The following is a 26,345-nucleotide window of genomic DNA, read 5'->3' as shown; positions in this document are numbered from 1 at the left end:
AGCGACGACTGGGACGCGAAGGCGGTGGACACGTGGGTGTCCAACATGACGGGCCGCACCGACTTCTCCGTGGCCGCCGCGGACCATGACGACGATCCGGCGCTTTTGGAGGAGGCGGTGGCCGAGTACCTTGAGAAGGCGTACGCCGAGAAGTCCGAGCAGCTGGGCCGGCCGGTCATGCGCATGCTCGAGAGCCAGGTGATGCTGCGCATCATCGACACGCGCTGGATGGCCCACCTCCAGGAGATGGACTACCTCAAGGCGGGCATCGGGCTGCGCGCGTTCGGCCAGCGCGATCCTTTGGTGGAGTACAAAAACGAGGCGTACGCCGCCTTCGAGAGCCTCACGTCGTCCATGTACGAGGACTACCTGCGCACGCTTCTGCGCCTGCAGGTGGCCGTGAAGCAGGAGCAGCCGGCGCTTGCGGAGGAGAGAAGCCCGCTTGAGGGCAAGGTGAGCTACTCGTCGCCCGAGCAGGCCCTTGAACAGACCGGCGTCGGGGCCGCGCGCAGGCAGGCGCCCGCCGCGGCGGACCCCGCCCGCCCGGCCCCGCCCGCCAAGCCCGCCCCCGCCAAACCGCAGACCTACATGAAGGACAAAGACGACCCCTTCGCCAACGTGGGCCGCAACGACCCGTGCCCGTGCGGCTCGGGGCTCAAGTTCAAGAAGTGCCACGGACGGGACCGATAAAACGATGGCCGAGAGAACCGAAAAAGACCTGGAGGGGGCCGCGGCCCGCGTCGAGGCGGCGTGCGGGTACCTGCACGTGGAGGACAAGCGCGCCGAGCTTGCGCAGCTTGACAAGGAGAGCTCCGCGCCCGGCTTCTGGGACGACGCGGCCCATGCGCAGAGCGTGTCCAAGCAGGCGAGCGTCCTGCGCGACGTCATAGCCGAGTACGAGGAGGCCGCAGCGCTTCTGGAGGACGCCCGCGCGGCGTTCGAGCTTGCGGCCGAGGACGAGGCGTTTTCCGCGGAGGCGGACGACGCGCTGGCGCGGCTCGACGGATTGCTGGACGCGCTGGAGATCAGCTCGTGGTTCGGCGGGAGGTTCGACGGGGGCGATGCCATCCTCACGGTGAACCCCGGCTCGGGCGGCCTGGAGGCCCAGGACTGGACCGACATGCTCTACCGCATGTACACGCGCTACGCCGAGAAGCGCGGCTGGAAGGTCACGATCCTCGACGTGGTGCCCGGCGAGGGGATAGGCCTGGACAAGGCCACCATCCAGGTGGAGGGCCGCAACGCCTTCGGCATGCTCAAGAGCGAAAGCGGCGTGCACCGCCTGGTGCGCATCAGCCCCACCGACGACAAGAAGCGCCGCCACACCACGTTCGCCGGCGTGGAGGTGCTGCCGGTGCTGCCCGACGACATAGAGGTGGACCTCAACCCCGCCGACGTGCGCGTGGACGTGTACCGCTCGAGCGGCCCGGGCGGCCAGTGCGTCAACACCACCGACTCCGCCGTGCGCCTCACGCACCTGCCCACGGGCATCGTGGTGACCTGCCAGAACGAGAAGAGCCAGCTGCAGAACAAGGAGGCGGCGTTTCGCGTGCTCAAGGCCAAGCTCTACGAGCTGGAGGAGCAGAAGCGCGCCGAGGAGCTGGCCGAGCTGCGCGGCGAGCGCATGGACAACACGTTCGGCAGCCAGATACGCAACTACGTGCTCTACCCCTACCAGCTGGTGAAGGACGTGCGCAGCGGCGTGGAGACGGGCAACGTGGACGCCGTTTTGGACGGCGATCTGGACGAGTTCGTGATAGGCTACCATAGATGGCGAGTGTCCCAATAGTGGAAGGAACAGGCATGACCGAGCTTGAACGGCGCGCGAACGAGATGCGCGCCGACATCGTGCGCATGATCGCGGAGGCGGGAAGCGGGCACCCGGGCGGGTCGCTGTCGTGCGCCGACATCCTGACGGCGCTCTACTTCGGCGGGGTGATGGAGCACGACCCGGCGAACCCGCAGTGGGAGGGGCGCGACCGCTTCGTCCTGGCGAAGGGCCATGCGGCGCCCGCGCTCTACGCGGCGCTCGCGCACGCGGGCTACTTCCCGCGCGAGGAGCTCATGACGCTGCGCAAGCTGGGCAGCCGCCTGCAGGGACATCCCGACTCCAACCAGGTGCCCGGCGTGGAGGTGTCCACCGGCTCGCTTGGCCAGGGGCTTTCCGTGGCGGCGGGCATGGCGGCGGGCCTTGCGCTCGACGGGAGGCCACAGACGGTGTTCGCGCTGCTCGGCGACGGCGAGTGCCAGGAGGGCCAGGTGTGGGAGGCCGCCATGTTCGCGGCGCACCGGGGGCTGGACAACCTCGTGGCCGTGGTGGATCGCAACTGCCTGCAGATCGACGGCAACACGGCCGACGTGTGCGATCCGGGCGACATCGCGCAGAAGCTCGCCGCGTTCGGCTGGGCCGTGCGCGAGGCGGACGGCCACGACATTCCGGCGCTCGTGGAGGCGCTTTCGGCAGCGAAGGCCGACCGTGGCGGCAAGCCCCACGCCATCGTCGCCCGCACGGTGAAGGGCAAGGGCGTGTCGTTCATGGAGAACCAGGCGGGGTGGCACGGCAAGGCCCCCAACGCCGAGCAGACGCAAACCGCGCTCGCCGACTTGGCGGCGCTTTCCGGGGAGGGGGAGTAACCGTGGTCCAGTTGGCCAACGAAGCCGAGCGCGCCGTCAAGCGCGCCACCCGCGCCGCCTACGGCGCGACGCTCGCGGAGCTGGCGGCCGAGGGGCTGCCCGTCGTGGCGGTGGACGCCGACCTCACAGGATCCACCACCACGAAGAAGCTGGCCGACGCGGGTTATCCCGAGCGCCTGTTCAACTGCGGCATCGCCGAGCAGAACATGGTGGGCGTGGCCGCGGGGCTGGCCGCTGCGGGCCACGTGGCCTTCACCGGCTCCTTCGCCGTGTTCGGCACGGGACGCGCCTACGACCAGATCCGCAACACGGTGTGCTATTCGAACCTTGACGTGAAGGTGGCGCCCACGCACGCCGGCGTGTCGGTGGGTCCCGACGGCGGCAGCCACCAGATGCTCGAGGACGTCTCGCTCATGCGGGGGCTTCCGAACATGCGCGTGCTCGTGCCGGCCGACTACGCCGCCGCGCGCTCGGCCATCCGCCTGGCGGCCGCCACCCCGGGGCCGGTGTACGTGCGCATGGGCCGTGCGTCGGTGCCGGCCGTCTACGCTGACGGCGTGGAGCTTGAGCTTGGGCGCGCCTACGTGCTGCGAGAGGGCGCGGACGCCACGGTCGTCGCGTGCGGCGTGGAGGTGGAGCAGGCGCTCAAAGCCGCCGAGGCGCTTGCCGCCCAGGGCGTGGACGTCGAGGTCATAGACGCGTTTTCCGTCAAGCCCCTCGACGAGGGGACCATCCTCGCCTCCGCGCGCAAAACCGGGCGCGTCGTGGTGGCCGAGGAGCACAGCGTTTGCGGCGGCCTCGGGTCGGCCGTGGCCGAGGCGCTCGCGCGCGAGCTGCCGACGCCTGCGGAGTTCGTGGGCATGCGCGACGTCTTCGGCAAATCGGGCGAGTTCGAGGAGCTGATGGAGTACTTCGGCCTGGGGTCCGCGGCGATTGTCGAAGCTGTGGAGAGGGTTATGGCCCGATAGCGCTTCTGCTAGAATCGACGCGTCTCAGTACATCACTATTTGAACGGAGCATTCTGTGACGAACGACATCAGCCAAGGGGCACCTGCGCGTCCTGCGCGACGCGGCGGCGCCCATGCGGCGCAGGTGCGTCAGACGGCCTCGCAGCTGTCGGCCTCGCTGCCGGTGCTGGAGGTCGACGACATCCCCCAGCAAACGGGCACGCCGGTCATCACGTTCGACCATGTGACGAAGGTGTACCCCGCCCAACCCAACAAGCCGGCCTTAAACGACATCTCCCTGCAGATCTACGCGGGCGAGTTCATCTTCCTCGTGGGCCATTCCGGATCAGGCAAGTCCACGTTCATCCGCATGCTCATCCGCGAGGTGAAGCCCACGCAAGGGCACATCTACGTGGCCGACGAGGACCTGACGAGCATGCGCAACTGGCGCGTGCCGTATTTGCGCCGCAACATTGGCTGCGTGTTCCAGGACTTCAAGCTGCTGCCGAACAAGACGGTGTTCGAAAACGTGGCCTTCGCCTTGGAGGTCATCGGCAAGAGCCGCCACGTCATCAAGACGCAGGTGCCCGAGGTGCTGCGCCTGGTGGGCCTGCAGGACAAGCTCAACAAGCGCCCCGACCAGCTCTCCGGCGGCGAGCAGCAGCGCGTGTCCATCGCGCGCGCCATTGTGAACCGCCCGCCGCTTCTGGTGTGCGACGAGCCCACGGGAAACCTTGACCCGCAGACCTCCCGCGGCATCATGGACCTGCTCGAGCGCATCAACCGCACGGGCACCACGGTGCTCGTGGCCACGCACGACCGCGAGATGGTGGACAACATGCGCCGCCGCGTCATCGCGCTCGACCGCGGCAACCTGACGCGCGACCAGGATCGGGGGGTGTACGGCTTCGATGTCTAGCTTCTTCTACTTCATCCGCGAGTCGCTCAAGGGCTTCTCGCGCAACCTGTCCACGGCGCTCGGCTCCATCGTCACCATCTTCTTGTCGCTGCTCATCATCGGCATCTTCTTCGTGGCGGGCTTCGTGGTGGAAAACGTGGTGTCCTCGGTGGAAAGCGAGGTGTCCATCACCGCCTATGTGGCCGACGACGCCTCCGACGCCGACATCCAGGAGGTCGAGCGCTACGTGCAGGGGCTTGAAGGCGTGGCCTCCGTCGGCTTCACCACCAAAGAGCAGGCCATCGAGAACTTCCGGGCCATGTCGAACTCCGACATCATCGACTCGCTGGACGGGCAGAACCCCCTGCCGCGCTCCATCGACATCGAGCTGTCCGACCCGCAGCTGGTGGAGCAGGTGAGCTCCGCGCTTCTGGACAACGCCACGTACCAGTCCATCAGCGAGGACCCGTCCAACCCCGCCGACTCCGTGAAGTACGGCCAGAAGACGGTCGAGCGCCTGTTCGCGCTCACGAACTACGTCCGCTACATCGGCATTGCGCTGGTGGCGCTGCTCGTGTTCATCGCGCTCGTGTTCATCAACAACACCATCCGCCTGGCCATCCTGGCGCGCCGCAAGGAGATCGCCATCATGCGCCTGGTGGGCGCGTCGAACGGTTTTATCCGCGGGCCGTTTCTCATGGAGGGCGCGCTGCATGCCATCATCGGCTCGCTTCTGGCCGTGGGCTGCTTGGAGCTTCTGCGCAACCTGGTGCTGCCGAAGGTGCAAAGCGCGCTCATGTTCTTGAACTTCGACATATCCGCGAACGCGTTTTTGCTCGTTTACCTGGTGCTTGTCGCATCGGGTCTGATCATAGGCCTCTTCGGGTCGGCGCTGGCCATGCGCCGCTACCTGAAGGTGTAGCTTCGCGAAGAAGGGCATGTCCAAGCACGCGGAAAACTCCAAGGTCGCCGCGTCCGCGCGGAAGGCGCGGGCGCGCAACGTCCGCCTGGCGAAGGCGCTCGTGGGCGTGGTCGCGGTGTGCCTGGCCTTCGTGGGAGGGTTCCTCGTGCGAGGCGATGCGCCCCTGCTGGACGCGCTGGGGATGTCGCCCGAGGGGTCCGACGCCTCGAAGAAGGCCGGGCTGCCGTCGTCGGGCGACGCCTACGGGTCGCTGGGGGCCCGCGTGGGCGAGGTGGAGGACGTGATAGCCGAGGACAGCCTGGACTTCTTCGATCTGGACGAGGCCACCTCCGGCGTGCTGGAGGCGTTTTCCGAAGCCACCGCCGATCCGTACCTGCGCTATTACGACGCGAACCGCTACGCGGCGCTTGTGAAGGAGAGCTCGGGCGACTACGGCGGCGTCGGCGTGCTGTTCTCCGAGTACAACGGCCGGGCCTACGCCGTGGACGTGTTCGAGGGGTCGGCCGCCCAGGCCGCCGACGTGCGCCAGGGCGATTTCGTGGTGGCCATCGACGGCGACCGCTCGCACGACTGGACCGTCACCGAAGTCACCTCGGCCCTCAGGCGCGACGAGGGCGAGGACGTGGTGATCACCTGGCGGCGCGCCGCGACGCTCGACGACGAGGGCGGCGAGGAGTTCACGACCACGCTCGAATGCTCCGACTTCACGGTGAGGAACGTGGAGACCGAGCTGACCGGCACGGTGGGCTACATCCGCCTCAAGCAGATCACCCAGAACGCGGCCAGCCTGGTCGAGGACGCCGTGCAGGACCTGGAGGCCCAGGGGGCGCTTTCGTTCGTGCTGGACATCCGCGACAACCCCGGCGGGTACCTGACGCAGGCGGTGGACGTGGCCAGCCTGTTCGTGAAAAGCGGCACCATCGTCAAGATCCAGACGAAGGAGGCCGAGGAGACCACCAAAAACGCCACGGGCTCGGTGGCCACCGACAAGCCGCTCGTGGTGCTGGTGAACGGCAACACCGCCGCGTCCGCCGAGGTGCTGGCGGCCGCTCTGCGCGACAACCAACGCGCCACGCTGGTGGGGACCACGACGTTGGGGAAGGGGTCGGTCCAGATCACGCGCGAGCTGAGCTTCGGCGGCGCGCTGCGCTACACCGCCGCGTACTACAGAAGCCCCTTGGGGCGCGACATCGACGGCGTGGGCGTGACGCCCGACGTGGCGGTGAGCCTGTCCGAGGGCGGAGACAACCAGAAGGCGCTCGCCGTGGAGACCGCGCAGTCGCTTGCGAGGGGCTAGCCCCATGGGTCGCTCCCGATCCCGCACGCGCCGCGCGCCGCGTGCGAATCCGCACGGGGAGCTGGTCGTCAGAGGGGACGGCTCGGCTTTCGCCCGAACGGCCGAAGGGGAGTTCTTCGTGCCCGAATCGAAGCGGGAGGGCGCGTTCGGCGGCGACGTGGTGGAGCTGGTCCCGCTGCCCGCGCGCAGCGGGGCGGCCCCCTCCAAAGGCAGGCCGGCCGCGCGCGTGGTGCGCGTGGTGGAGCGCGCGTTTGACACCCTGGTGGGCCGCTACGAGGTGGCCGATCCCTTCGGCGTGGTGGTGCCGCGGGACCCGCGCGTCCCTTGCGACGTGTTCACCCTGCGCGCCGACCGCCCCGACATCGAGGACGGCGCGCTCGTGCGCGTGCGCATCACGGCGTTCCCCTCGCGCAACACGGCCGCCATGGGGGTGGTGGAGGAGGTGCTCGGGCGCGCGGACGACGGGCGCGCGGCGGTGGAGGAGATCATCGCGCGGCACGGGCTTGAGACGTCGTTTTCGGAGGCGGCGCTCGCCGAGGCGCGCGAGGCCGCGCTCGACGCGGACGGAGCGCTGCGCGCAGGCTACCGCGACCTGCGGGAGCGCTTCTCGTTCACGGTGGACCCGGTTGACGCGCGCGACTTCGACGACGCGCTTTCCTTGGAGCGTGCGTGTCCGGGGGAGGGCGGCGCGCCAAAGGGGGCCGCGTGGCGGCTCGGGGTGCACATCGCCGACGTGTCGCATTACGTGAGGAGGGGCGGCCCGCTCGACCTTGACGCCCGCAGGCGGGCCACAAGCGTGTACTTGGTCGATCGCGTGATCCCGATGCTGCCCGAGGAGCTGTCGGGAGATTTGTGCTCGCTGCGGCCCGGCGAGGTGCGCCGCACGATGACGGCCGACCTCTACCTGGATAAGGACGCCTGCCTTATGGGCTGCGAGCTGTATCCGGCGCTCATCCGCTCCGACGCGCGGCTTTCCTACGACCGGGCGCAAGAGCTGCTGGAGGGCGGGGTGGAGGCGGCGGGCGAGGAAGGCCTGGCCTGGCGGCTGCGGGCGCTCTCGCGCATCGCCGGGGCGCGCGCGGCGGCGCGCGAGCGGGCGGGAGGGCTTGACTTCGACACGGCGGAGGCGCGCGTGCGCCTGGACGCCGAGGGCCGTCCCGAAAGCGTGGAGGTGCGCCGCAAGACCGAGGCCACCTCGCTTGTGGAGGAGGCGATGATCCTTGCGAACGAGACGGTGGCCCGTCGTTTGCGCGACGCGGGGGCGGCGAGCCTCTACCGCGTCCACGAGGCCCCCGCGCCCGACGACTTAGCCTCGCTCGTCTTGGTGCTGAGGGAGTTTGACTGGTTCGCCGAAGTGGACGAGGCGGCGTTCGCGGCGGGGGAGGCGCGGGCTTTGCAGCGGGCGCTGGCCGCAAGCGCGGGGCGTCCCGAGGCCGAGCTTGTCTCGACGCTGCTGCTGCGCTCGATGAAGCGGGCCGCCTACCGCGCCTCCTGCGAGCCGCACTACGGCCTGGCAAGCTCCGCCTACACGCACTTCACATCGCCCATCAGGCGCTACCCCGACCTCGTGGCGCACCGCGCCCTGAAGGCGCTCCTTGGCGGGAGGGCCGGCCAAAAGGAGCGGGAGGAGGGCCTGGCGCTTCTCGCCGAGCACGCGTCGGCCATGGAGCGCGTGGCGGAGCGGGCGGCGCGCGAGTCCCAGGAGGCCAAGCTCGTCGAGTACCTGGAGGGCTTCGTGGGGCAGGCGTTCTCGGCCACGGTGTCGGGCGCGGCGGCCTGGGGGCTGTACGTGCGCCTGGACAACACGGCCGAGGGGCTGGTGCCGGCGCGCTTTCTGGGCGAGGGGCCCTTCGACGTGGACGCCGCGGGGCATCGCCTCGAAAGCCGGGACGGCGGACGCTCCTTCCGGTTGGGCCAGCGCGTCGCCGTGGCGCTTGAGGAGGCCGACGCGCGCAAAAGGCTCCTGACGTTTCGCCTGGCGTCCCCGCGCGGGAAGGGAGGGGGCGCATGAGCGCGTCGCGGGCGGACGCGTGCGCCGAGGCGGGCGCGCAGGAGAAGGAGAGAGGAGGAGCGGGCATGGGCGACGCGCGTGCGGCCGCAGGTTTGGAAATGGCCCTGTCGGGCGGGTTCGGCCCCTTGGGAGACGACGCGCGTCTGCGTCGGGAGAGGATAGACGAGCTTCTTTCGGGCACGTTCAACTCCATCCTGCGCATCGAGGAGCGATCGCTGGACAACCGGCTGACGCACGGCCTGACCATCACCGAGGTGCACACCATCGCGGCCGTGGGGCTGCACGGGCGCGACCCGATGAACGTGGTGGCCTCGCGGCTGGGCGTCACGCTGGCCACGCTGACGGCGGCGGTGGGAAAGCTGGCCGCCAAGGGGTTCGTGGAGCGCACCCGCGCCGAGGACGATCGGCGCAAGGTGCTCGTCTCGCTCACGAAGAAGGGCCGGCAGGTGCTGCGGGCGCACAACCTGTTCCACCGCCAGATGATCGACGAGGCGCTGTCCGGCCTGACCGAGGAGGAGGAGCGCGTGTTCGCCGCCGCGCTGGCGAAGGTGAAGGGGTTTTTCGATGAGCGCGCGTGAGGGGCGCGGGCGGCGCGCAGATATAATGGAGCAAGGGGCGCGGGTCTTGCATTGCCGGCCTTTCCGCCATACCATGACTCCTTACGGAAATACTTCGATTACCTAACTAAATGCAAACGAGGAAAGGAAGGACGATCGCATGGCCACCATCGACATCGTGAAGGACGTGCTCGTGGAGAACCTCGACCTGGAGGCCGACAAGGTCACCGAGGACGCGACGCTTGAGTCTTTGGGCATCGACTCGCTCGACATGGTCGAGCTGATCTGCGATCTGGAGGAGAAGTGCGAGGTCGAGTTCGGCGAGCCGGAGGGCATCGAGACGATCGGCCAGCTGGTCGCCCACATCGACTCCCTCAAGTAGGCGCACCGAAGGACGCGGGCCCTCACGGGCCCGCTTTCAGCGTAAAGGACTGGTTTCGGGAAAGAGGACACGAGCATGAAGACGCGGATCACGGAGCTTTTGGGCATCGAAGCTCCCATCATCCAGGGGGCGATGGCGCGCATCGCCGACGCGAGCTTGGCCGGGGCGGTGAGCGAGGCCGGCGGCCTGGGCGTCATCGCGTGCGGCGGCGCGCCGCTTGACTGGGTGCGCGAGCAGGTGGGCATCGCGCGCTCCATCACGGACAAGCCCCTCGGCGCCAACGTCATGCTCATGGATCCGAACGCCGGGGCGCTGGCCGAGCTTCTGACCGAGCTGCGCATCGACGTGATCACCACGGGCGCGGGCAGTCCGGCCAACTACATGCAGATGTGGAAGGACGCCGGCATCAAGGTGATCCCCGTGGTGGCCTCCGCCGCGCTCGCCGTGCGCATGGAGCGCTTGGGTGCGGACGCCGTGGTGGCCGAGGGCACCGAGTCGGGCGGGCACATCGGCGAGCTGACCACGATGGCCGTGGTGCCGTCGGTGTGCCAGGCCGTGTCCATCCCGGTCATCGGCGCGGGCGGCGTGGCCGACGGGCGAGGGCTGGCGGCGGCGTTCATGCTGGGCGCCGAGGGCGTGCAGATGGGCACGCGCTTTCTCACCGTGGAGGAGTGCACGGTTGCCGACGCGTACAAGGAGCGCGTGCTGGCTGCGAAGGACTCCGACACCATCGTCACCGGCCGCGGCAGCGGGCATCCCGCGCGCTGCTTAAAGAACAAGTTCTCCCGCCAGGTGCGCAAGCTGGAGGGCGATATGGCCAAGAACGGCGAGGCGCTTGAAGAGCTGTACCTGGGTTCTTTGCGCCGCGCCGTGGAGGGGGACGTGGACAACGGCTCCATGATGGCGGGCCAGGTGGCCGCGCTCGTGGGCGAGCGCAAGACGGCCGCCGAGGTGGTGGCCGAGGTGATGGCTGAAGCCGAGGCGCTGGCGAGCGCGGGGTTGGCCGGCGTGGCCGAAGCCAACGCCCGCCGCGCGCGCATGATCTAGGAGGCGGCTGTGAACCTTTCCGTTTCCGCAGGCGCGCCCGTGTTCCTGTGCTCGGGCCAGGGCGCGCAGAAGCCCGGCATGGGCGCAGACCTCATGGACGTGCCCGAGGTGGCCGAGACGTTCTCGTGCGCCTCGGACGTGCTGGGCTTCGACGTGGCCGACCTTGTGCTGAACGCCGAGCCCGCAACGCTTGACGACACGCGCAACGCCCAGCCGGCGCTTTGCGCGCTGTCGGTGGGCATCGCCCGCGCGCTCATGGCGCGCGGCGTGGAGCCGGCGGCGGTGCTGGGCTTTTCGCTGGGGCAGGTGAGCGCGCTTGCGGTGTCGGGCATGCTCTCCGCCGAGGCGACGTTCGCGTTTGTGGGCGAGCGCGCCCGCCTCATGGCCGAGGCCGCCGCCGCGCGCCCCGGCGCGATGAGCGCGCTTCTGAAGGCCGACGAGGAGGCCGTGCGGGCGCTGTGCGACGAGTGCGCGCAGGACGAGGTGCTGGTGCCGGCGAACTTCAACTGCCCGGGGCAGATCGTGGTGGCCGGCGCTCCCGCCGCCGTCGAGCGCGCCGAGCAGGCGTGGGCCGCAGCCGGCAAGCGCTTCTCGCGCCTGGCCACGTCGGGCGCGTTCCACAGCCCGCTCATGGCCGAGGCCGCCGACGGGCTGGCAGCCTACCTGGAGGGCGTCGAGTTCTTTGAGGCGAACGTTCCGCTCATCTGCAACGTGGACGCCGCGCCGCTTTCCGCAGCTGACGCGCGCGAGCATCTGGTGCGCCACCTGACAAGCCCCGTGCGGTTCCAGCAAAGCGTCGAGGCGCTTGCCGCCGCCGGAGCGGACGCGTTTGCGGAGGTGGGCTTCGGCGGCGTGCTGGCCAACCTTGTGAAGCGCATCGACAAGGGGGCCGCGCGCAGCTGCGTGCAGGACCGCGCGAGCCTAAACGCGTGCGCGGCGACGTATGGCGGGCTTGCCGCAACCGATTCCGAACAGGAGCTTTAACCTATGACCGAAACTTGCGAAACCCCGCGCAGAAGCGCGGTCGTCACCGGCTCGAGCCGCGGCATCGGTCGCGCCGTGGCCGAGGAGCTTGCCCGCGCGGGCTTCGACGTGTGCGTGAACTGCTCGAGTGCGCGCGGCCTTGACGAGGCGCGCAGCTTCGCCGCCGCGCTCGAGGCCGAGCACGGCGTGCGCGCCATCGCCGCAGCCGCCGACGTGGCCGACGCCGATGAGGCCGAGGCCCTGATCGCCGCTGCGCAGGAAGCCTTCGGGCGTGTGGACGTGCTGGTGAACAACGCGGGCATCACGCGCGACGGGCTTATCGCCCGCATGAAGGAGGAGGACTTCGACGCCGTCGTCGGCGTGAACCTCAAGGGCACGTTCAACTGCTGCAAGGCGGCGGTGTCGCGCATGATGAAGCAGCGTTACGGGCGCATCGTGAACATGAGCAGCGTGGTTGGCGTGAGCGGCAACGCCGGCCAGGCGAATTACGCGGCCTCGAAAGCCGGCGTCATCGGCCTCACCAAGTCCTTGGCGCGCGAGCTGGCGGCGCGCAACGTCACGGCCAACGCGGTGGCGCCGGGTTTCATCGAGACGGATATGACCGGCGCGCTGTCCGAGAAGCAGCGCGAGGCCATTGTGGGCCGCATCGCCAGCAAGCGCCTTGGCGCGCCCGAGGACGTGGCCGCGCTCGTGCGCTTTCTGGCAAGCGAGGAGGCCGGTTACATCACCGGCCAGGTGATCTGCATCGACGGAGGGATGTCGCTATGAGCGAGGGCAACGTGGGCGCGACGGGTGCGCGCCGTCCTGACGGCACGCACCGCGTGGTCATCACCGGCATGGGCGCGGTGTCGCCCGCCGGCGTGGGCGTGGAAGCGCTGTGGAGGGCGGTCATGGGCCGGGAATGCTGCATCGGCCCGGTCACGCGCTTCGACACGGAGGGTTACGACGTGCGCATCGCCGCCGAGGTGCGCGGCTTCGACCCGACCGAGCACGGCATCTCCAAGAAGGAGGCGCGGCGCTTCGAGCGCTTCGTGCAGTACGCCATCGTGGCCTCCGACGAGGCGATGGCGCAGTCGGGGCTTGATCTTGAAGCTGAGGACACCACGCGCATCGCATGCGTGTTCGGCACGGGGATAGGCGGCATCGACGAGCTGCAGAGCGGCTTTTTCACGCTGGCCGAGAAGGGGCCCAAGCGCGTGAGCCCGCTGTTCATCCCCACGATGATCGGCAACATCGCCGCCGGCAACCTCTCCATCCGTTACGGCTTGCGCGGCGAGTGCCTCAACGTGGTCACCGCCTGCGCCACCGGCGCGCACTCCATTGGCGCGGCCGTGCGCGACATCCGCCACGGCTACATTGACGCGGCTTTGGCCGGCGGCTCGGAGGAGAGCGTGTCGCCCATCTGCCTGGCGGGCTTTTCGAATTTGGGCGCGCTCTCGAAGGCGGAGGATCCGGCCTTAGCGTCGCTGCCGTTCGATGCGCGGCGCGCCGGGTTCGTGGCGGGCGAGGGCGCGGGTGCCGTGGTGCTGGAGTCGCTCGAGCATGCGCTTGCGCGCGGCGCGAACGTGCTGGCCGAGGTCACGGGCTTCGGCTCGACGGGCGACGCCTACCACATGACGGCCCCCGAGCCCAGCGGCGAGGGCGTTGCGCGCGCCATGCGCCAGGCGCTTGCCGAGGGCGGCTTTGGCCCTGAGGACCTGGGGCACCTCAACGCGCACGGCACGGGCACGCCGCCCAACGACTCCACCGAGTTCAAGGCGCTCGAAGCGCTCGTGGGTCCGGAGGCCGCCCGCGAGGTTCCGGTGACGTCGGTGAAGGGCACGACGGGCCACACGCTCGGCGCCGCCGGCGCCATCGAGGCCATAGTCACGGCGCTCTCGGTCATGAACGAGAGCGTGCCGCCCACGGCCGGCTACGCTGAGGCCGACCCCGAATGCCCGGCCAACGTGCTCACGGAGGCGCGGACGGGCTATGCGCAGAAGGTGGCGCTGTCGAACTCGCTTGGCTTCGGCGGGCACAACGCGAGCCTTGCCATTTCGCCGTTTTGCCGGACGGCGAAATAAGCCGACGCTGCGGCCGTCTGCGGCGTCCGATCTCGCGGCGAGGCCGAGGACTTGCGTACCGCACTACGCTGCGTCCGCGCCCTCCCCACGATCTCGGGCGTCGCAGACGGCCTTGCTGATTGACTACGCCAACCCGTGAGCTTGTTGTGCGTCCTCCGGTTGCATGGCGCGCCCGGGTGCCGTTGAAAGGAGCCGAACCATGGACATGACGTTTCCCTGCGGCAAGGACGCGGTGGAGGCGGTTTTGCCGCATCGCGATCCGTTCTGCTGGGTGAGCAGGGTTGTTTCGTGCGAGCCGGGGGTGGAGGTGGAAGCCGAGCTGGACGTTGATCCCGACCTGCCGCTTTTTCAGGGGCATTTCCCGGGGCATCCGGTGCTTCCGGGGGTTATCATTATGGAGGCCCTCGCGCAGGCGGCCTCGTTCTGCGTCCTCGTCGAGCGCGGCGCGGAGGGGTCGATCGGGTTTTTGACGGGCATCGACGGCGCGAAGTTCCGCCGTCAGGTGGAGCCGGGCGAGACGCTTGTCCTGAAAGGGCGCATCGTGAAATCCTCCTCGCGCCTGGTGGTGGCCGAGGTGGAGGCGAGCGTGGACGGGCAGGTGTGCGCCACGGCGACGCAGAAGTACGTGCTGGCGAGGGCCGAGGCGTAAAGGGCGCGTCCGGCGCCACGGCTTTCGGAGGTCGGAAAGGGCATGCGATGAAGCAGCGCAAGCAGGACTACATCACCATCGGATCCGACGGGGCGGTGGTTTCCCCGGACGCGGCGGCGCGAAAGCCCGAGGCTCCGGACGCGGCGGCCGACGTCGTCTACCGCCTGTCGCGCATGGCCGCCGAGGCGGCCGACGCGCTTTCCGTGGCGCCGAACGCGCACGAGGCCGCCGACGTGTCCGTGTACACGGCGGTGTCGCAGACGGAGCTTGCCGTGGCGGCCAAGCGTCCGGCCGACGGGGGGTCGGCGGGGGAGGGCGCGGGGCCGGTCGCCCTCGTCATGGCCCGCCCCAAGACGGCGCGCCGCCTGCTGCCCGCGGTGGCCGAGGCGGGGTTTTGCGCCTGCGTGCCCTACACGCAGGACCGCCGTTTCGACTCGCAGGTCAAAGCCGCGTCGCGCGCTGTATGCCTGGGCGAGCGCTACAGCGACGCGCTCTTCGCCAACGCGCATGCGGTGCTCCAGGCCGTCGAGGAATGCGGCGCCTCCACGGTGCTGCTGTGCGACGAGGCGGTGCCTTTGGCCGAGGTGGACAGCTTTTTGGCCCGCGCCGCGGCGCGCGGGGTGCGCGTGTACCGGCCCCTCGCGGCCGACGCGCCGCTTCTGGGCTGGGTGCTGTGCTCCACCGACAAGCCCGCCTCAGACGACGGCGCCTGGCGCTCCTGCCGCTCCTGCGGCCTCAAGTTCGACGAGGCCAGCCTGGCGGCGGGCCACTACGTGTGCCCCACCTGCGGCACCTATCTGCGCATGTCGTCGGCCGAGCGCATCAACGACCTGCTCGACGCCGACAGCTTTTCGGAGTGGAACGCCCGCATGCCCGAAAACGATCCGCTCTCGTTTCCCGGCTATCCCGACAAGCTGGCGGCCCAGCGCGAGAAGACCGGCCTTGACGAGGCGGTGCGAACCGGCGAGGGGCGCATAGCCGGTTTGCGGGTGGCCATCGGCATCATGGAGTCGCAGTTCTTCATGGGCTCGATGGGCTCGGTGGTGGGCGAGAAGGTGGCGCGCCTTGTGGAGCGCGCCACCGACGAGCGCCTGCCGGTGATCGTGTTCACGGCCTCGGGCGGCGCGCGCATGCAGGAGGGCCTTTTGTCCCTCATGCAGATGGCGAAGGTGTCCTTCGCGCTTGAGCGCCATGCCCAAGCGGGCCTTCCCTACATCTCGGTGCTCACCGACCCCACGACAGGCGGCGTGACCGCTTCGTTCGCCATGCAGGGCGACGTCATCCTGGCCGAGCCGGGCGCGCTCATCGGCTTCGCGGGCCAGCGGGTCATCCGCGACACCATCAAGCAGGAGCTTCCGGAAGGGTTCCAGACGGCGGAGTTCGCGCTGGAGCACGGGCTGATCGACGCCATTGTGGAGCGCGGGGATTTGCGCTCGGTGCTGGCGCATCTGGTGGCCGTCCACATGGCCACGTCGCCCGAGGGCGCCGGCTGCGCCGAGCGCGAGGCGGGCGACTGCGACATCTTGGTGAGCTACGAGGCCGTGCGCGACAACCTGGCGAACGGGACCGGCACCTACAACACCGTGACCTACGGCGACCTGACCCCCATGGACGTCTCTGCTCCCGGTGGCGGCGGCTGGAGCCCTGCGCGCCTGCGCGAGCGCATGGCCGGCATCGTGGGGCTGCTCGACCGGGGCGACGCCGCCTCGCGCAAGCGCCTGGAGCGCGCGCTCACGCAGGGAGGGTTCGACGCGGAAGGCGGTTCGTCCCTTGAGGTGAACGACGCCGTTTCCTCCGCCGCCTTAGCTCCGGTGTCGGCCTCTGCCGAGGACGCCCCCAACCGCGCCTGGGAAAGCGTGCAGTTGGCACGCAACGTGCACCGGCCGACGGCGCTCTCCTACATCGACGCGTTCGTGGACGGCTTCATAGAGCTGCACGGCGACCGCGCGTTCGGCGACGACGGCGCCGTGGTGTGCGGCCTGGGCTGGATAGGCGGGCGCGCGGTCACGGTGGTGGCGGAGGAGAAGGGCGCGAACCTGCAGGAGCGCATCCGCCGCAACTTCGGCTGCCCCCAGCCCGAAGGGTACCGCAAGAGCCTGCGCGTCATGCGTCAGGCGGAGAAGTTCGGCCGTCCCGTGGTGTGCCTGGTGGACACCCAGGGCGCGTTCTGCGGCACCGAGGCCGAGGAGCGCGGGCAGGGCAACGCCATCGCCGACAACCTCATCGCGCTCGCCGGTCTGCGCGTGCCGGTGGTGAGCGTGCTTCTGGGCGAGGGCGGCTCCGGCGGCGCGCTCGCGCTGGCCGTGGCCGACCGCGTGGCCATGCAGGAGCATGCGGTGTACTCGGTGCTCTCGCCGGAAGGGTTCGCGTCCATTCTGTGGAAGGACCGCTCACGCGCCCCGGAGGCGGCGGCCGTCATGAAGATGAGCGCCGCCGAGGCGTGCGAGATGGGCATCGTGGACGCGGTGATCTCCGAGGGCCCGGCGCCTGCGCACGAGAATCCGGAGGCCGCCGCCGAAGGCGTGCGCGCCTACGTGTCCGCCGCGCTCGACGAGCTGTGCGAGACGCCGCTTGACGATCTGCTGCGGCGGCGCTACGAGCGCTTCGCGAAGTTCTAGGGGGCGACGGTCGCCGTGGTGTTCGCGCGCATGCGCGCGGAAAGGCCCGCCGCCCTACCTTCCGGTGGTTCTCTGTCCAACCACTGCCGACGCGGGCCGGCTGTGTTGGCAGGTTGGCGGGGCCGGGCCTTCGACGAGGCGGGATAGACGGGGCCGCGCGGCATGTCGCGCGGCTCTTTTCTCAGCATCTTCTTTTTCCCTGCGCGCCGTGCTATGCTGTGCGCGATGTCGGCGGGACGCTTGGGGCGAAGGAGCGGATGGGGCATGGCCGAAGAGGGGGCGGGCAAGGGGGCCGTCCGGGAGCGGCGCGGTGCGCGCGGGCTGCTGATAGCCACGTACGCCTTCCTCATGGTGTTCGCTGCTTCGGCGGTGCCGATTCCGCTGTACTCGGAGTACAAGGCGAGCATCGGGCTTACCGACGCCGATATTTCCGCGACCATGCTCATGTACCTGTTCGGCGTGGTGTCCACGCTGTTTCTGTCGGGGTCGCTCTCCGACGCGGCGGGCCGGCGGCCGCTTGCGGCGGCGTCGCTTCTGCTCGCCGCGCTCGGATGCCTGCTGTTCCTGCGCGCTTCCGGTCCCGTCTCGGTGCTTGCGGCGCGCATCGTGCAAGGGGTGTCGTGCGGTTTGGCGATGAGCGCCATCTCGGCGCTCGTCGTGGATTCGGCGCGCGGTCGCTTCGAGGGATTCGGCATGGCGGTGGCGGGGTGCGGGGCGCTGCTCGGCGTGACGACCGGGTCCCTTGCGGTGGGCGCCCTTTGCCTCGTCACCAGCGAGCATTCCCTCATCTACGCAATCATGGCCGGCCTGCTTGCGCTGGGGACGGCGCTTGTGCCCTTCGCGCCCGAGACGGTGACGCGTCGCGTGCCTCTGCGCACCGCGTGCAAGCCGGTGGTCTCCGTGCCGCCGAGCCTGCGCCGCGCGTTTCCTGCGGCCGCCTGCGCCTACGTGGCCGCATGGGGCGTGGGGACGTTCTTCCAGTCGTTCAGTTCCCCGGTGGCCGTGGAGTGCTTCGGGTCGCAGGACCCGCTTGTGGCGTCGGCCATCCTCGCGCTGTCGATGGCGCCGAGCGCCTTCGGCGCGCCCTTGGAGGCGCGCATGCCCGCAGGCGCGTCGCTGCGCGCTTCGATGGCGGCGCTGCTCGCCTCTTCCTGCGCGATGTGCGCCGCCATGGCGGCGGGGGCGCTCGGCGCGTTTTTGGCGCTGGTTGCCCTGTTCGGGCTGTCTTCGGGCATGTGCCTTTCGGGGGCGCTGCGCCTGTTGTTCGCCGATGCGGAGCCGGGCGGCACGGCCACGGTGGTGTCCACCATCAACCTTGTGGGCTACGTGGGGTCGGCGGGGTTCAGCGGGGCCATGGGCGCGCTGGTGGACGCGCTGCCCCTGCCCGGCGTGCTCGCGGTGCTGGCGGCCTGCGCCGCCGTTGCCACCGTCGCAGTGTTCGCGCGCACGCGCGCGGAAAGGGCCCGCCGTTCTCCCTCTTAGCGACCCCTCCTCGGGTCGCCGCCGGCGGGGCTTGCGTCGGCGGCGGCTTAACGGAGAGTCCAATGTGCTCGACCGGTGCGGTGGGATCGAGGCTGAGGTCGGCCTGCCCGCCGGCTTCGGCTCTTGGTGCGAGCGCGCTTTCGCCCGCCGTCACTTTGCAAACAGATCCGTGAACTCGAACGTCGTGCAGTCCACCAGGCCGCGGTTTGTCAGACGCAGCTCGGGGAGGCAGGCCAAGGGTATGAGCGCCATCGTCATGAAAGGGGAGGGCATCGTGCAGCCTATCTGCCCCCATGCCCGCTCAAGGGCGTGCACCTTTTCGCTCATGTCCTCTGCGGGAAGGACGTCCATAAGCCCGGCGACGGGCAGCTCCACAAGCGCGAGCACCTTCCCGTCGGCGACGACGACCATGCCCCCGCCGCAGGCCGCCAGGGTGTTCGCGGCCAGCGCCATATCCTCGTCGTTTGCGCCCACCACCAGCAGGTTGTGCGCATCGTGCGCCACCGTGGAGGCCATCGCCCCGCGTTTGATGCCGAAGCCCTTGACGAACCCCGCGCCGAACGTGCCCGTTTCGCGATGCCGCTCGAACACGAACGCTTTGAGCGCGTCCTGTTCGATGTCGGATTGCAGGAGGCCGTCTAGCGCGGGCAGGTCGATCAGCGTTTCGCGTGTGCTCGTCTTGCCGGCAAGGACCTCGATCGCGCGGATGCGCGCGGCGCCCTTCGCGGCGGCGTGCGCGGGCGCGGCCATCCGGAAGGTCTCCGGCGTTATCGCACGTCCGAGGCGCACGGAATGCGTGGCCCATTCCGGATATTCGTAAGGTGGCAGGTCGAAAAGCGCCCGACCCTCCTCGGCCACCACTTCGCCGTCGATCAGCACGCGCGTGACCTGCAGGTGCTCAAGATCGTCCAAGAACACGATGTCGGCGCACTTGCCGGGCGCGATGGAGCCTAGATCGTGGTCCATCTGGAAGCACTGGGCGCAGTTGATGGTGACCATCTGGATGGCGGTCACGGCGTCTATGCCCAGATCGACGGCCGTGCGCACGATGTGGTCGAGGTGCCCGTCGGCCACCAGGGTGTGCGGGTGGGTGTCGTCGCTCACCAGCATTGCGAAGCGCGTGTCGATGCCGGTTTCCGTGACGGCGGCGGCGAGCGCCGGCAGGTCCTGCCAGGCCGAACCGAAGCGCAGCTGCGCGTACATGCCCAGCCTCATCTTCGCCAGCGCGTCCTCGGCGCGCGTCGATTCGTGGCAGCAGCGCACGCCCGAGGCCACGTAGGCGTTCAGCCCGCGGTCTGTTTCGGGCATTGAGTAGTGGCCTGTCACGGTCTTGCCGGCCCGCAGCGTCTCGGCCACTTCGCCGTGCGCGTGGTCGTCGCCGGCCAGGATGCCCGGGAAGTTCATCATCTCTCCCAGGCCCACCACGTTGCCCCAGCCCATGGTGCGGGCCACGTCCTTGGGCCCAATTGCGGCGCCCGTGTCCTCGAATCCGGGTACGGCGGGCACGCACGACGGCGTGGTGATCATGGCTTTGAGCGGCGTGCGCCGCGCGTCGGCGGCCATGGCCTCCACGCCCTTGAGGCCCAGCACGTTGCACACCTCGTGCGGGTCCCAGTAAATGCCCGTGGTGCCGTGCGGAACCACGGCCCGCGCGTACTCGCCTGCGCCCATCATGGAGGACTCCACATGGATATGTCCGTCTAGGAAGCCGGGCGCGATGCACTGCCCGGCGGCGTTGATGACCTGCGTGCCCTCGCCGATGCAGTGATCGGCCTTCCCGACGTAGGCGATGCGCCCTTCGGCGATGGCCACGTCCACGCCGTCTTGGACCTCGGCCGTGCACACGTTCACGAGCCTCGCGTTTGCGATCACCGTGTCGGCCGGGGCCTTTCCTTGGGCGACGGCGGCAAGCGTTTTCGAGCATTCCCACAGGGGTTTCTTGCAGAACGTGTTGATCATGCGCGCTCCTTTGAACGACAGCGCCTGCGCGGCGCGGGACCGACGGGCCCATTATCCGCCTGCTGCGGGGCGTGTCTGTGCGCGGGGAGGAGTCTCCAGGCGGAAAGCGCAAACGGGACCGGCGGGCGAGGGATGGTACAATGCCGCAGGGTCGAGGCGAATTACCGGGAAGGCGGTATCTTCATGAACATCGCGGTCAGTGCGTGTTTGCTGGGCGAGCCGTGCCGCTTCGACGGCGAGGCGCGGCCGTGCGCGCACGTGCGGGCGTTGGCCGAGCGCCATCGCTTGGTTCCCGTGTGCCCGGAGGCGGCCGGCGGCCTGCCCGTGCCGCGCCCTCCCAGCGAGATCGTTGCCGGCGAGGGGGTCCTGCGCGTGGCGAGCGCGGCGGGAGACGATGTCACCGACGCGTTTTTGGAGGGCGCGCGCAGAACGCTTGCCCGCGTGAGGTCCGAGGGCTGCTCCTTGGCTATCCTGAAGGCGAAAAGCCCCTCGTGCGGGAGCGGCGCCGTCTACGACGGAACGTTTTCCGGCGCCTTGACGGCGGGTTACGGCGTTGCCGCGCGCCTTCTGCGCGCCGAAGGCGTGCGCGTGGTGGACGAGAATGTTCTGGCCTCCTGCTTGGCCGTAAGCGAGCGTCGCCGTCCGGGCGCTTCGGCGCCCCTGCTTGCCGGGTCTGCGGCGGAATGTCCCGCGCTTTCCACCGAGCGTTTGATCTTGCGGCCTCTTGCCTCCGCTGACACGGCGGACGTGTTTGCGTACGGCCGCGACCCCGAAGTGGGGCCCGGCACCGGATGGGCGCCGCATCGGACCAAGGACGACGCGCGGTTTTTCGTGGAGGAGATCGCGTCCAAGCCGCATGTGTTCGGGGTGTTCGAGCGGGGTCGCGACGGTTCGTGCGGGCCGTGCATCGGGTCGGTTGGGCTTTCCCCCGACCCGCGTCGGCGCAACGTCGATTGCCTCATGCTGGGCTATGCGCTGGCGAGAAGCGCGTGGGGCAGGGGATTTATGACGGAGGCGGCGCGCGAGGTCCTTCGCTACGGGTTCGAGGAGCTGGGGATCTCCCTGGCGTCGTGCGCCTGCTATCCGTCCAACGACCGATCGCGCCGCGTGATCGAGAAGTGCGGCTTCTCGCGCGAGGGCGTTATGCGCGGCGCCGAGTCCGCCTTGGACGGGACGATGCGCGATCTTGCGCTGCACAGCATGACGCGCGCGGAATGGGAGGCGGCGCGGCGGGGGACGGCCGCCGGTTAGGAGGCATCCTTTGCCGCGGTGGCAGGGGTTGGTGCGGGAGGGCCGGAGGAGTTGGCGCCGTCTGGCTGCGAGAGCAAAAGCCCCGTTGCCGCAGCGAGCCATGCAACGACCAGCAGGGCGGCTATGATCAGCGCAAAGCTGACGGCGGTTGGGACGGCCATGTTCCAGACGCGCCGGGCCTTGCGGTACGACTCCGTGTCGGGCCCGCGCTCGTTAAGCGCTGCGACGGCGGAGACGAAGGCTTGCACGGGCGGATGCCCGGCGTTTGCGCCGACGGTTTCGCTGCCGCGTTCGGGGGTTTCGTCCGCATCGTCTGTCTCTGGATCGGAGGTGCTTGGCCTAGGCGTTTCGTGCGCGTCGATGTCGGTTTCGCCGTACGCGGCCGCTTTGTCCGCGCCGTTGCCGGCGTCCTTCTCGGGCGCGGGGACGTCGCCCTCGGCGGATTCGCCGCTCCCCTCGGGTGCGGAGGCGTCCGCGGCGAGTTCGCCCGCCTTGTCGTCGCGCTCGCTTGCGGCGGGCCGTTCGCGCTCGCTCGTCTCCATCCTCGCCTCCTTCCGGCCCAGTTCGGCCGGCCCTGTCGTTTCGGGCAAGTATACCCTTTCCAAGCGGGTCCGACGGTCGGCTTTCGGTCATGTTCCGAAGCTGCGGTGGGCGCACGCGCGTCCTTGCTCTTCGCCCTCGGGATGTTTCACGTGAAACATCCCGAGGGGGTGCTGGGGAGGGCGGCAGCATCGGGGAGACGGCGGGCCGATAGCGGCATCCGGGGTGGCGGCATCGGGAGGGGGCGAGCGAGCTTCCGTGCAAGATGATCGGCCGTTTTTGGACAAGTTCCCGAGTTATGAGTCCCAAGTTCCCGAGTTATGAGCTCTTCCCTCGGCCAGCATTTCAACAACCGCAATGGTTTCAATTTTTGACCTGGGGTTTCAGATGCGCCAGTGAGGCGGGCTGCGACGAGGGCTTGGGAGAGGACCCGGGAGGGACTCATAACCGAGGAACTTGGGACTCATAACTCGGGAACTTGGGCGTTTTTCGCGATGCGTCTCGCATGGAGGGGCGCTTGCCGCCCAAAACCCGGACTAGATCCCGCCGCCGGCTGTCCTTTTTTGCTTCGCCTCGTCTATTCCCGTTTGACGTGAAGGAGCCTGCCGAGGGCGTTGCGTTTCTGGGCCTGCAGGGTTGCCGGGGCCTGTCGAATGGTCGGGGCGCGCCGAATTCCCAAGCGTTGCTGGGGGGGGGGCTGCGCTCCTTGTTGCGCAACCCTTGGAATCCAGCGTCTATCCGCCTTGTTCTTGCTACGTTTCCAGCACGGATCCAGCGTTGAATCAGCGCTGATCCAGTGCGCCTCCAGTGTGGATCCAGCGCAAAAATTATTTTTGATCTGGGAAAACTTTTTCTTTCCGTCGGTTGCTGGGCGCGGTAGAATCGCTTTTGTCGGCGGCGTTCGTATCCGGTGGGCAAGGCGCCGGGAGCAAGGGCGCAGAGCGAAGCTTGCCGGACGGGGCCGCAGCCATCCGCGCGGCGCGGTGGGCTGCGGTGCCATGACGGTCGAGGCGAAGGGACGGGCGTGGAGAGGATAGGCGGCGTGGAGGAGTTGGCGAAGGCTCGCGAGGCGCTCAAGCGGCATTTCGGGTACGAGACGTTCCGCCCGGGGCAGGAGGGCGTGGTCGCTGCCGTTCTCGGCGGCCGCGACGCGCTGGCGGTCATGCCCACGGGGGCGGGCAAGTCGGTGTGCTACCAGGTGCCCGGCATCGTCATGGACGGCCTTTCGCTGGTGGTGAGCCCGCTCGTGTCGCTCATGGGCGACCAGGTGCGCGCGCTGCTGGACGCGGGCGTGCGCGGGGCGTACCTCAACTCCACGCTCACGCCCGGCCAGCAGGCCACCGTGCTGCGCCGCGCGCTCGCGGGCGCCTACCAGATCATGTACGTGGCGCCCGAGCGCCTGGCCGACCCGCGCTTTCTCGAGTTCGCCCAGGACGCGCGCATCCCGCTCGTGGCCGTGGACGAGGCCCACTGCGTGTCGCAGTGGGGACAGGACTTCCGTCCGTCGTACCTGGCCATCGGCGAGTTCATCCAGCAGTTGCCGAAACGCCCCGTCGTGGCCGCGCTCACCGCCACGGCCACCGAGCGCGTGCGCCGAGACATCGTGCGCCTTTTGGGCTTGCGCGATCCTTACGAGACGGTCACGGGCTTCGACCGTCCGAACCTCTACTTTGGCGTGGAGCGCCTGGAGCCGAAGCGCAAGCTGGCGCGCATCGCCTCTTACGCGCTCGACCGCGCCTCCGAAAGCGGCATCGTGTACTGCTCCACGCGCAAGGACGTGGAGAAGGTGCACGAGGCGCTTTGCGCTGCCGGGGTGCGGGCCGTGCGCTACCATGCGGGGCTTCCCGTGGCTGAGCGGACGGAGAGCCAGCGCGCGTTCATCGCCGACGACGCGCCGGTGATGGTGGCCACCAACGCCTTCGGCATGGGCATCGACAAGTCGAACGTGCGCTACGTGGTCCACCACAACATGCCCGGATCCATCGAGGCGTACTATCAGGAGGCGGGCCGCGCCGGACGCGACGGCGAGCCGAGCGAATGCCTGCTGTTCTGGAGCGACGGCGACGTGTCCACCTGCCGGTTCTTCATCGAGCAGGAGTCGGGCAACGAGGAGCTCTCGCCCGAGGAGGCCGATGCCGTGCGCGCCTCGCGCCGTCGCCTCCTGGAAGCGATGTGCGGCTACTGCCTGACGACGGGTTGCTTGCGGCAGTATATCCTTGACTACTTCGGAGAGAAAAACTCGCAGGTTGTTCGCAACGTCGGCGATGGCGCCTCTGGTGCCGAAGAGCGTGGGGAAAACCCGATGTCGGACAAGCTGGCGGCTTGCCCGGAAACCAACTTCGCGCCCGAACGGGTGCGTTGCGCGGAGGGTTTTGAAACGCACGGCTCAGTGCCGAAAACGTCCGCAGCGGCAGTTTCTTCCGTCGGCTGCCAAGCTGATGGCGCTGTAGGGGAGGCACGAGATTCGGCGCCGGAAGCGCTCGCGGTGTCGCCCTCTTCCGCCGGCCGTCGAACCGGCGACATCTGTTGCTCGAACTGCGCGGGCGACTTCGAGGCGGTGGACGTCACGGACGTGGCGCGCGCCACCATGCGCTGCGTGAAGGAGCTGCGCGGGCGTTTCGGCAAGGGCATGGTGGTTGACGTGCTGCGCGGTTCGAAGAGCGCGAAGCTTTTGGATATGCGCTTGGACGAGGCCGCCTCCTACGGTGCGGTGGACGTGCCCGCCGCCCAGGCGAAGGAGGTCATCGAGCTTTTGGCCGCAGGCGGCTACCTGACCATCACCGAGGGGTCGTACCCCACGGTGGGGCTGGGCCCGCGCGCCCGCGAGGCGGCCGAACCCGGCTTTTCGCTGTCCATGAAGCGCGTCGCCCGCAAGCCTGAGCGCGTCCGCGCGGGCGCGGGCCATGTGTTCGGCGGATCCGGCGCCAAGGAGGCCGCCGAAGCCGATCCGGCGCTGTTCGAGCGCCTGCGCGCGCTGCGCAAGCGCCTGGCCGACGAGGCCGGCGTGCCGCCTTACATTGTGTTCTCGGACGCGGCCCTGCGCGACATGTGCGCGAAGCTGCCCGCCACTGACGACGAGTTCTTGGAGGTGAGCGGCGTGGGCGCCACGAAGCTCGCCCGCTACGGCGAGGCGTTTTTGGCCGAGATCGCCGCGCATCTGCGCGAAGCGGGCGCGGTAGCGCGGTAGCGCGGCACCGGTTCCCTGGCCTCCGACGAGGCAGAGGGCCGATGCGGGGCCGAGGTGGGCGCGGACGCCGCCGTCGGGCCGTCCATCCGTTGTGAAAAACCATCGCAAAGAGGGCTATTTTTTGTGACGAGCACGAGTCCCTCCCTTCGTTTCCGGTTTCTGACGCCGAGCGCGCTAGAATCGGCCCCAATCAGGCATGCCCTTTTCGCGGAGCGGCGCAGGGGGCGTGCTGAGGCATTGGGGAGAAGGAGGCTCGCTTTATGGAAGTGCTTCTGTTTCTTATCGCGTTTCCGTTTGCGGTGGCGGTCGCGATGCTCTTTGCGAGAACGGAGGGGGTGCGCAAAGTACTGACCTGCGGTTCGGCTGCGATCATAGCCTTGGTTTCCGTATGGCTGGTTGCGTCGAACTTGGGATCGGGCCATGTGTCCTTCGGGTTCCACTCGCCGGTGGTCGACTACGTCTGCCTTGCGGTGAGCGTGCTTGTGGCGGCGGCCATCCTGTACTATGGCATCCGCTACAAGAACGTTTGGGCGTGCGTGCTGGCGGCCGTCCAGCTCGTCGGCTCCCTCGTCTTCGAGCTCGGGTTCGCGCACGGCGTCACCGTAACCGAGGCGCTCTACCTCGACTCGCTCTCGCTTCTCATGGCGTTCATCATCGGCGTGGTGGGCAGCGGCATCTGCGTGTACGCCTTGGGCTACATGGAGGACTTCCAGGCGCACGAGCCGGAGGGGGCGCGCGACCGCCGCCCCGCGTTCTTCGCGCTCATGTTCGCGTTCCTCTCGGCCATGTTCCTCATCGTGTTCTCCAACAACATGGTGTGGCTGTTCACCGGCTGGGAGGTCACCACGGTGTGCTCGTTCCTCCTCATCGGGTTCACCCGCACCGAGGAGGCCATGCGCAACGCCTTCCGCCAGATC

20 protein-coding genes and 2 pseudogenes are annotated in these 26,345 nt (G+C 69.2%); 20 read left to right on the top strand and 2 right to left on the bottom strand.

All coding sequences use genetic code 11. The features are described 5' to 3' along the window. From ACWKY3_RS06165 to ACWKY3_RS06085, 17 genes and pseudogenes are all read left to right on the top strand, one after another. Positions 1-690, top strand: a 690-nt coding sequence (locus ACWKY3_RS06165; RefSeq protein WP_449315549.1) for an SEC-C metal-binding domain-containing protein, incomplete at its 5' end; no start/stop codon positions are given. A 4-nt stretch (positions 691-694) separates the two neighbouring features. After that, positions 695-1,789, top strand: a complete 1,095-nt coding sequence (prfB, locus tag ACWKY3_RS06160) for a peptide chain release factor 2 (protein ID WP_449315548.1) — start codon at positions 695-697, stop codon at positions 1,787-1,789. Between the two features lie 14 nt (positions 1,790-1,803). Continuing rightward, positions 1,804-2,634 carry a transketolase gene (locus ACWKY3_RS06155; RefSeq protein WP_449315547.1) on the top strand — a complete coding sequence of 277 codons (831 nt, stop codon included), beginning with the start codon at positions 1,804-1,806 and terminating at the stop codon, positions 2,632-2,634. A gap of 2 nt (positions 2,635-2,636) precedes the next feature. Further along, positions 2,637-3,602 (top strand): transketolase family protein, encoded by a 966-nt coding sequence (locus tag ACWKY3_RS06150; protein ID WP_449315546.1) that lies wholly within the window; start codon positions 2,637-2,639, stop codon positions 3,600-3,602. 55 nt (positions 3,603-3,657) lie between these two features. Continuing rightward, entirely contained in the window at positions 3,658-4,500 is an 843-nt protein-coding gene (gene ftsE / locus ACWKY3_RS06145; RefSeq protein ID WP_449315545.1) for a cell division ATP-binding protein FtsE, read from the top strand. After that, entirely contained in the window at positions 4,493-5,401 is a 909-nt protein-coding gene (gene ftsX / locus ACWKY3_RS06140) for a permease-like cell division protein FtsX (protein ID WP_449315544.1), read from the top strand. Before ftsE ends, ftsX begins: the two co-directional genes overlap by 8 nt. A gap of 16 nt (positions 5,402-5,417) precedes the next feature. Next, positions 5,418-6,698 (top strand): S41 family peptidase, encoded by a 1,281-nt coding sequence (locus ACWKY3_RS06135; RefSeq protein ID WP_449315543.1) that lies wholly within the window; start codon positions 5,418-5,420, stop codon positions 6,696-6,698. A 4-nt stretch (positions 6,699-6,702) separates the two neighbouring features. Beyond that, positions 6,703-8,709: a ribonuclease R family protein gene (locus ACWKY3_RS06130; protein WP_449315542.1), complete on the top strand. Its 2,007-nt coding sequence runs from the start codon at positions 6,703-6,705 to the stop codon at positions 8,707-8,709. Between the two features lie 98 nt (positions 8,710-8,807). Further along, entirely contained in the window at positions 8,808-9,287 is a 480-nt protein-coding gene (locus ACWKY3_RS06125; protein ID WP_449315551.1) for a MarR family winged helix-turn-helix transcriptional regulator, read from the top strand. A 139-nt stretch (positions 9,288-9,426) separates the two neighbouring features. Continuing rightward, entirely contained in the window at positions 9,427-9,648 is a 222-nt protein-coding gene (locus ACWKY3_RS06120) for an acyl carrier protein (protein ID WP_449315541.1), read from the top strand. Positions 9,649-9,720: 72 nt separating this feature from the next. Continuing rightward, a pseudogene (locus ACWKY3_RS06115) lies at positions 9,721-10,695 on the top strand (nitronate monooxygenase); the annotation flags it as partial. Between the two features lie 9 nt (positions 10,696-10,704). Beyond that, positions 10,705-11,679, top strand: coding sequence for an ACP S-malonyltransferase (locus ACWKY3_RS06110; RefSeq protein ID WP_449315540.1), 975 nt, complete (start codon positions 10,705-10,707; stop codon positions 11,677-11,679). Positions 11,680-11,682: 3 nt separating this feature from the next. Further along, complete coding sequence (gene fabG / locus ACWKY3_RS06105) at positions 11,683-12,447, top strand: 3-oxoacyl-[acyl-carrier-protein] reductase (RefSeq protein WP_449315539.1); 765 nt, start codon at positions 11,683-11,685, stop codon at positions 12,445-12,447. Further along, entirely contained in the window at positions 12,444-13,742 is a 1,299-nt protein-coding gene (gene fabF / locus ACWKY3_RS06100) for a beta-ketoacyl-ACP synthase II (RefSeq protein ID WP_449315538.1), read from the top strand. The genes fabG and fabF overlap by 4 nt, the downstream gene beginning before the upstream one ends. Positions 13,743-13,941: 199 nt before the next feature. Beyond that, a complete protein-coding gene (gene fabZ / locus ACWKY3_RS06095; RefSeq protein ID WP_449315537.1) occupies positions 13,942-14,391 on the top strand; it encodes a 3-hydroxyacyl-ACP dehydratase FabZ in 450 nt (149 codons plus the stop codon). 47 nt (positions 14,392-14,438) lie between these two features. Beyond that, positions 14,439-17,009 carry an acetyl-CoA carboxylase, carboxyltransferase subunit beta gene (gene accD, locus ACWKY3_RS06090; protein ID WP_449315536.1) on the top strand — a complete coding sequence of 857 codons (2,571 nt, stop codon included), beginning with the start codon at positions 14,439-14,441 and terminating at the stop codon, positions 17,007-17,009. A 264-nt stretch (positions 17,010-17,273) separates the two neighbouring features. Then, positions 17,274-18,491 (top strand): MFS transporter, encoded by a 1,218-nt coding sequence (locus ACWKY3_RS06085; protein ID WP_449315535.1) that lies wholly within the window; start codon positions 17,274-17,276, stop codon positions 18,489-18,491. 150 nt (positions 18,492-18,641) lie between these two features. Here ACWKY3_RS06085 and ade read toward each other — a convergent pair whose 3' ends face one another. Continuing rightward, entirely contained in the window at positions 18,642-20,450 is a 1,809-nt protein-coding gene (gene ade, locus ACWKY3_RS06080) for an adenine deaminase (protein ID WP_449315534.1), read from the bottom strand. 183 nt (positions 20,451-20,633) lie between these two features. On the opposite strand from ade, the gene ACWKY3_RS06075 reads away from it, so the two are divergent. After that, positions 20,634-21,701, top strand: a complete 1,068-nt coding sequence (locus ACWKY3_RS06075) for a GNAT family N-acetyltransferase (RefSeq protein ID WP_449315533.1) — start codon at positions 20,634-20,636, stop codon at positions 21,699-21,701. On the opposite strand, the gene ACWKY3_RS06070 is transcribed toward ACWKY3_RS06075, so the two are convergent. After that, positions 21,698-22,243 carry a hypothetical protein gene (locus tag ACWKY3_RS06070; protein WP_449315532.1) on the bottom strand — a complete coding sequence of 182 codons (546 nt, stop codon included), beginning with the start codon at positions 22,241-22,243 and terminating at the stop codon, positions 21,698-21,700. The two genes, ACWKY3_RS06075 and ACWKY3_RS06070, sit on opposite strands and share 4 nt — an antisense overlap. 1,040 nt (positions 22,244-23,283) lie before the next feature. Between ACWKY3_RS06070 and ACWKY3_RS06065 the strand changes: the two genes are divergently transcribed. After that, positions 23,284-25,428 carry a RecQ family ATP-dependent DNA helicase gene (locus ACWKY3_RS06065; protein ID WP_449315550.1) on the top strand — a complete coding sequence of 715 codons (2,145 nt, stop codon included), beginning with the start codon at positions 23,284-23,286 and terminating at the stop codon, positions 25,426-25,428. Positions 25,429-25,688: 260 nt separating this feature from the next. Beyond that, positions 25,689-26,345: pseudogene (locus ACWKY3_RS06060) on the top strand (NADH-quinone oxidoreductase subunit L); the annotation flags it as partial.

Source organism: Rubneribacter sp. (assembly GCF_965361815.1).
This window is presented reverse-complemented; position numbering and strand designations above follow the sequence as displayed.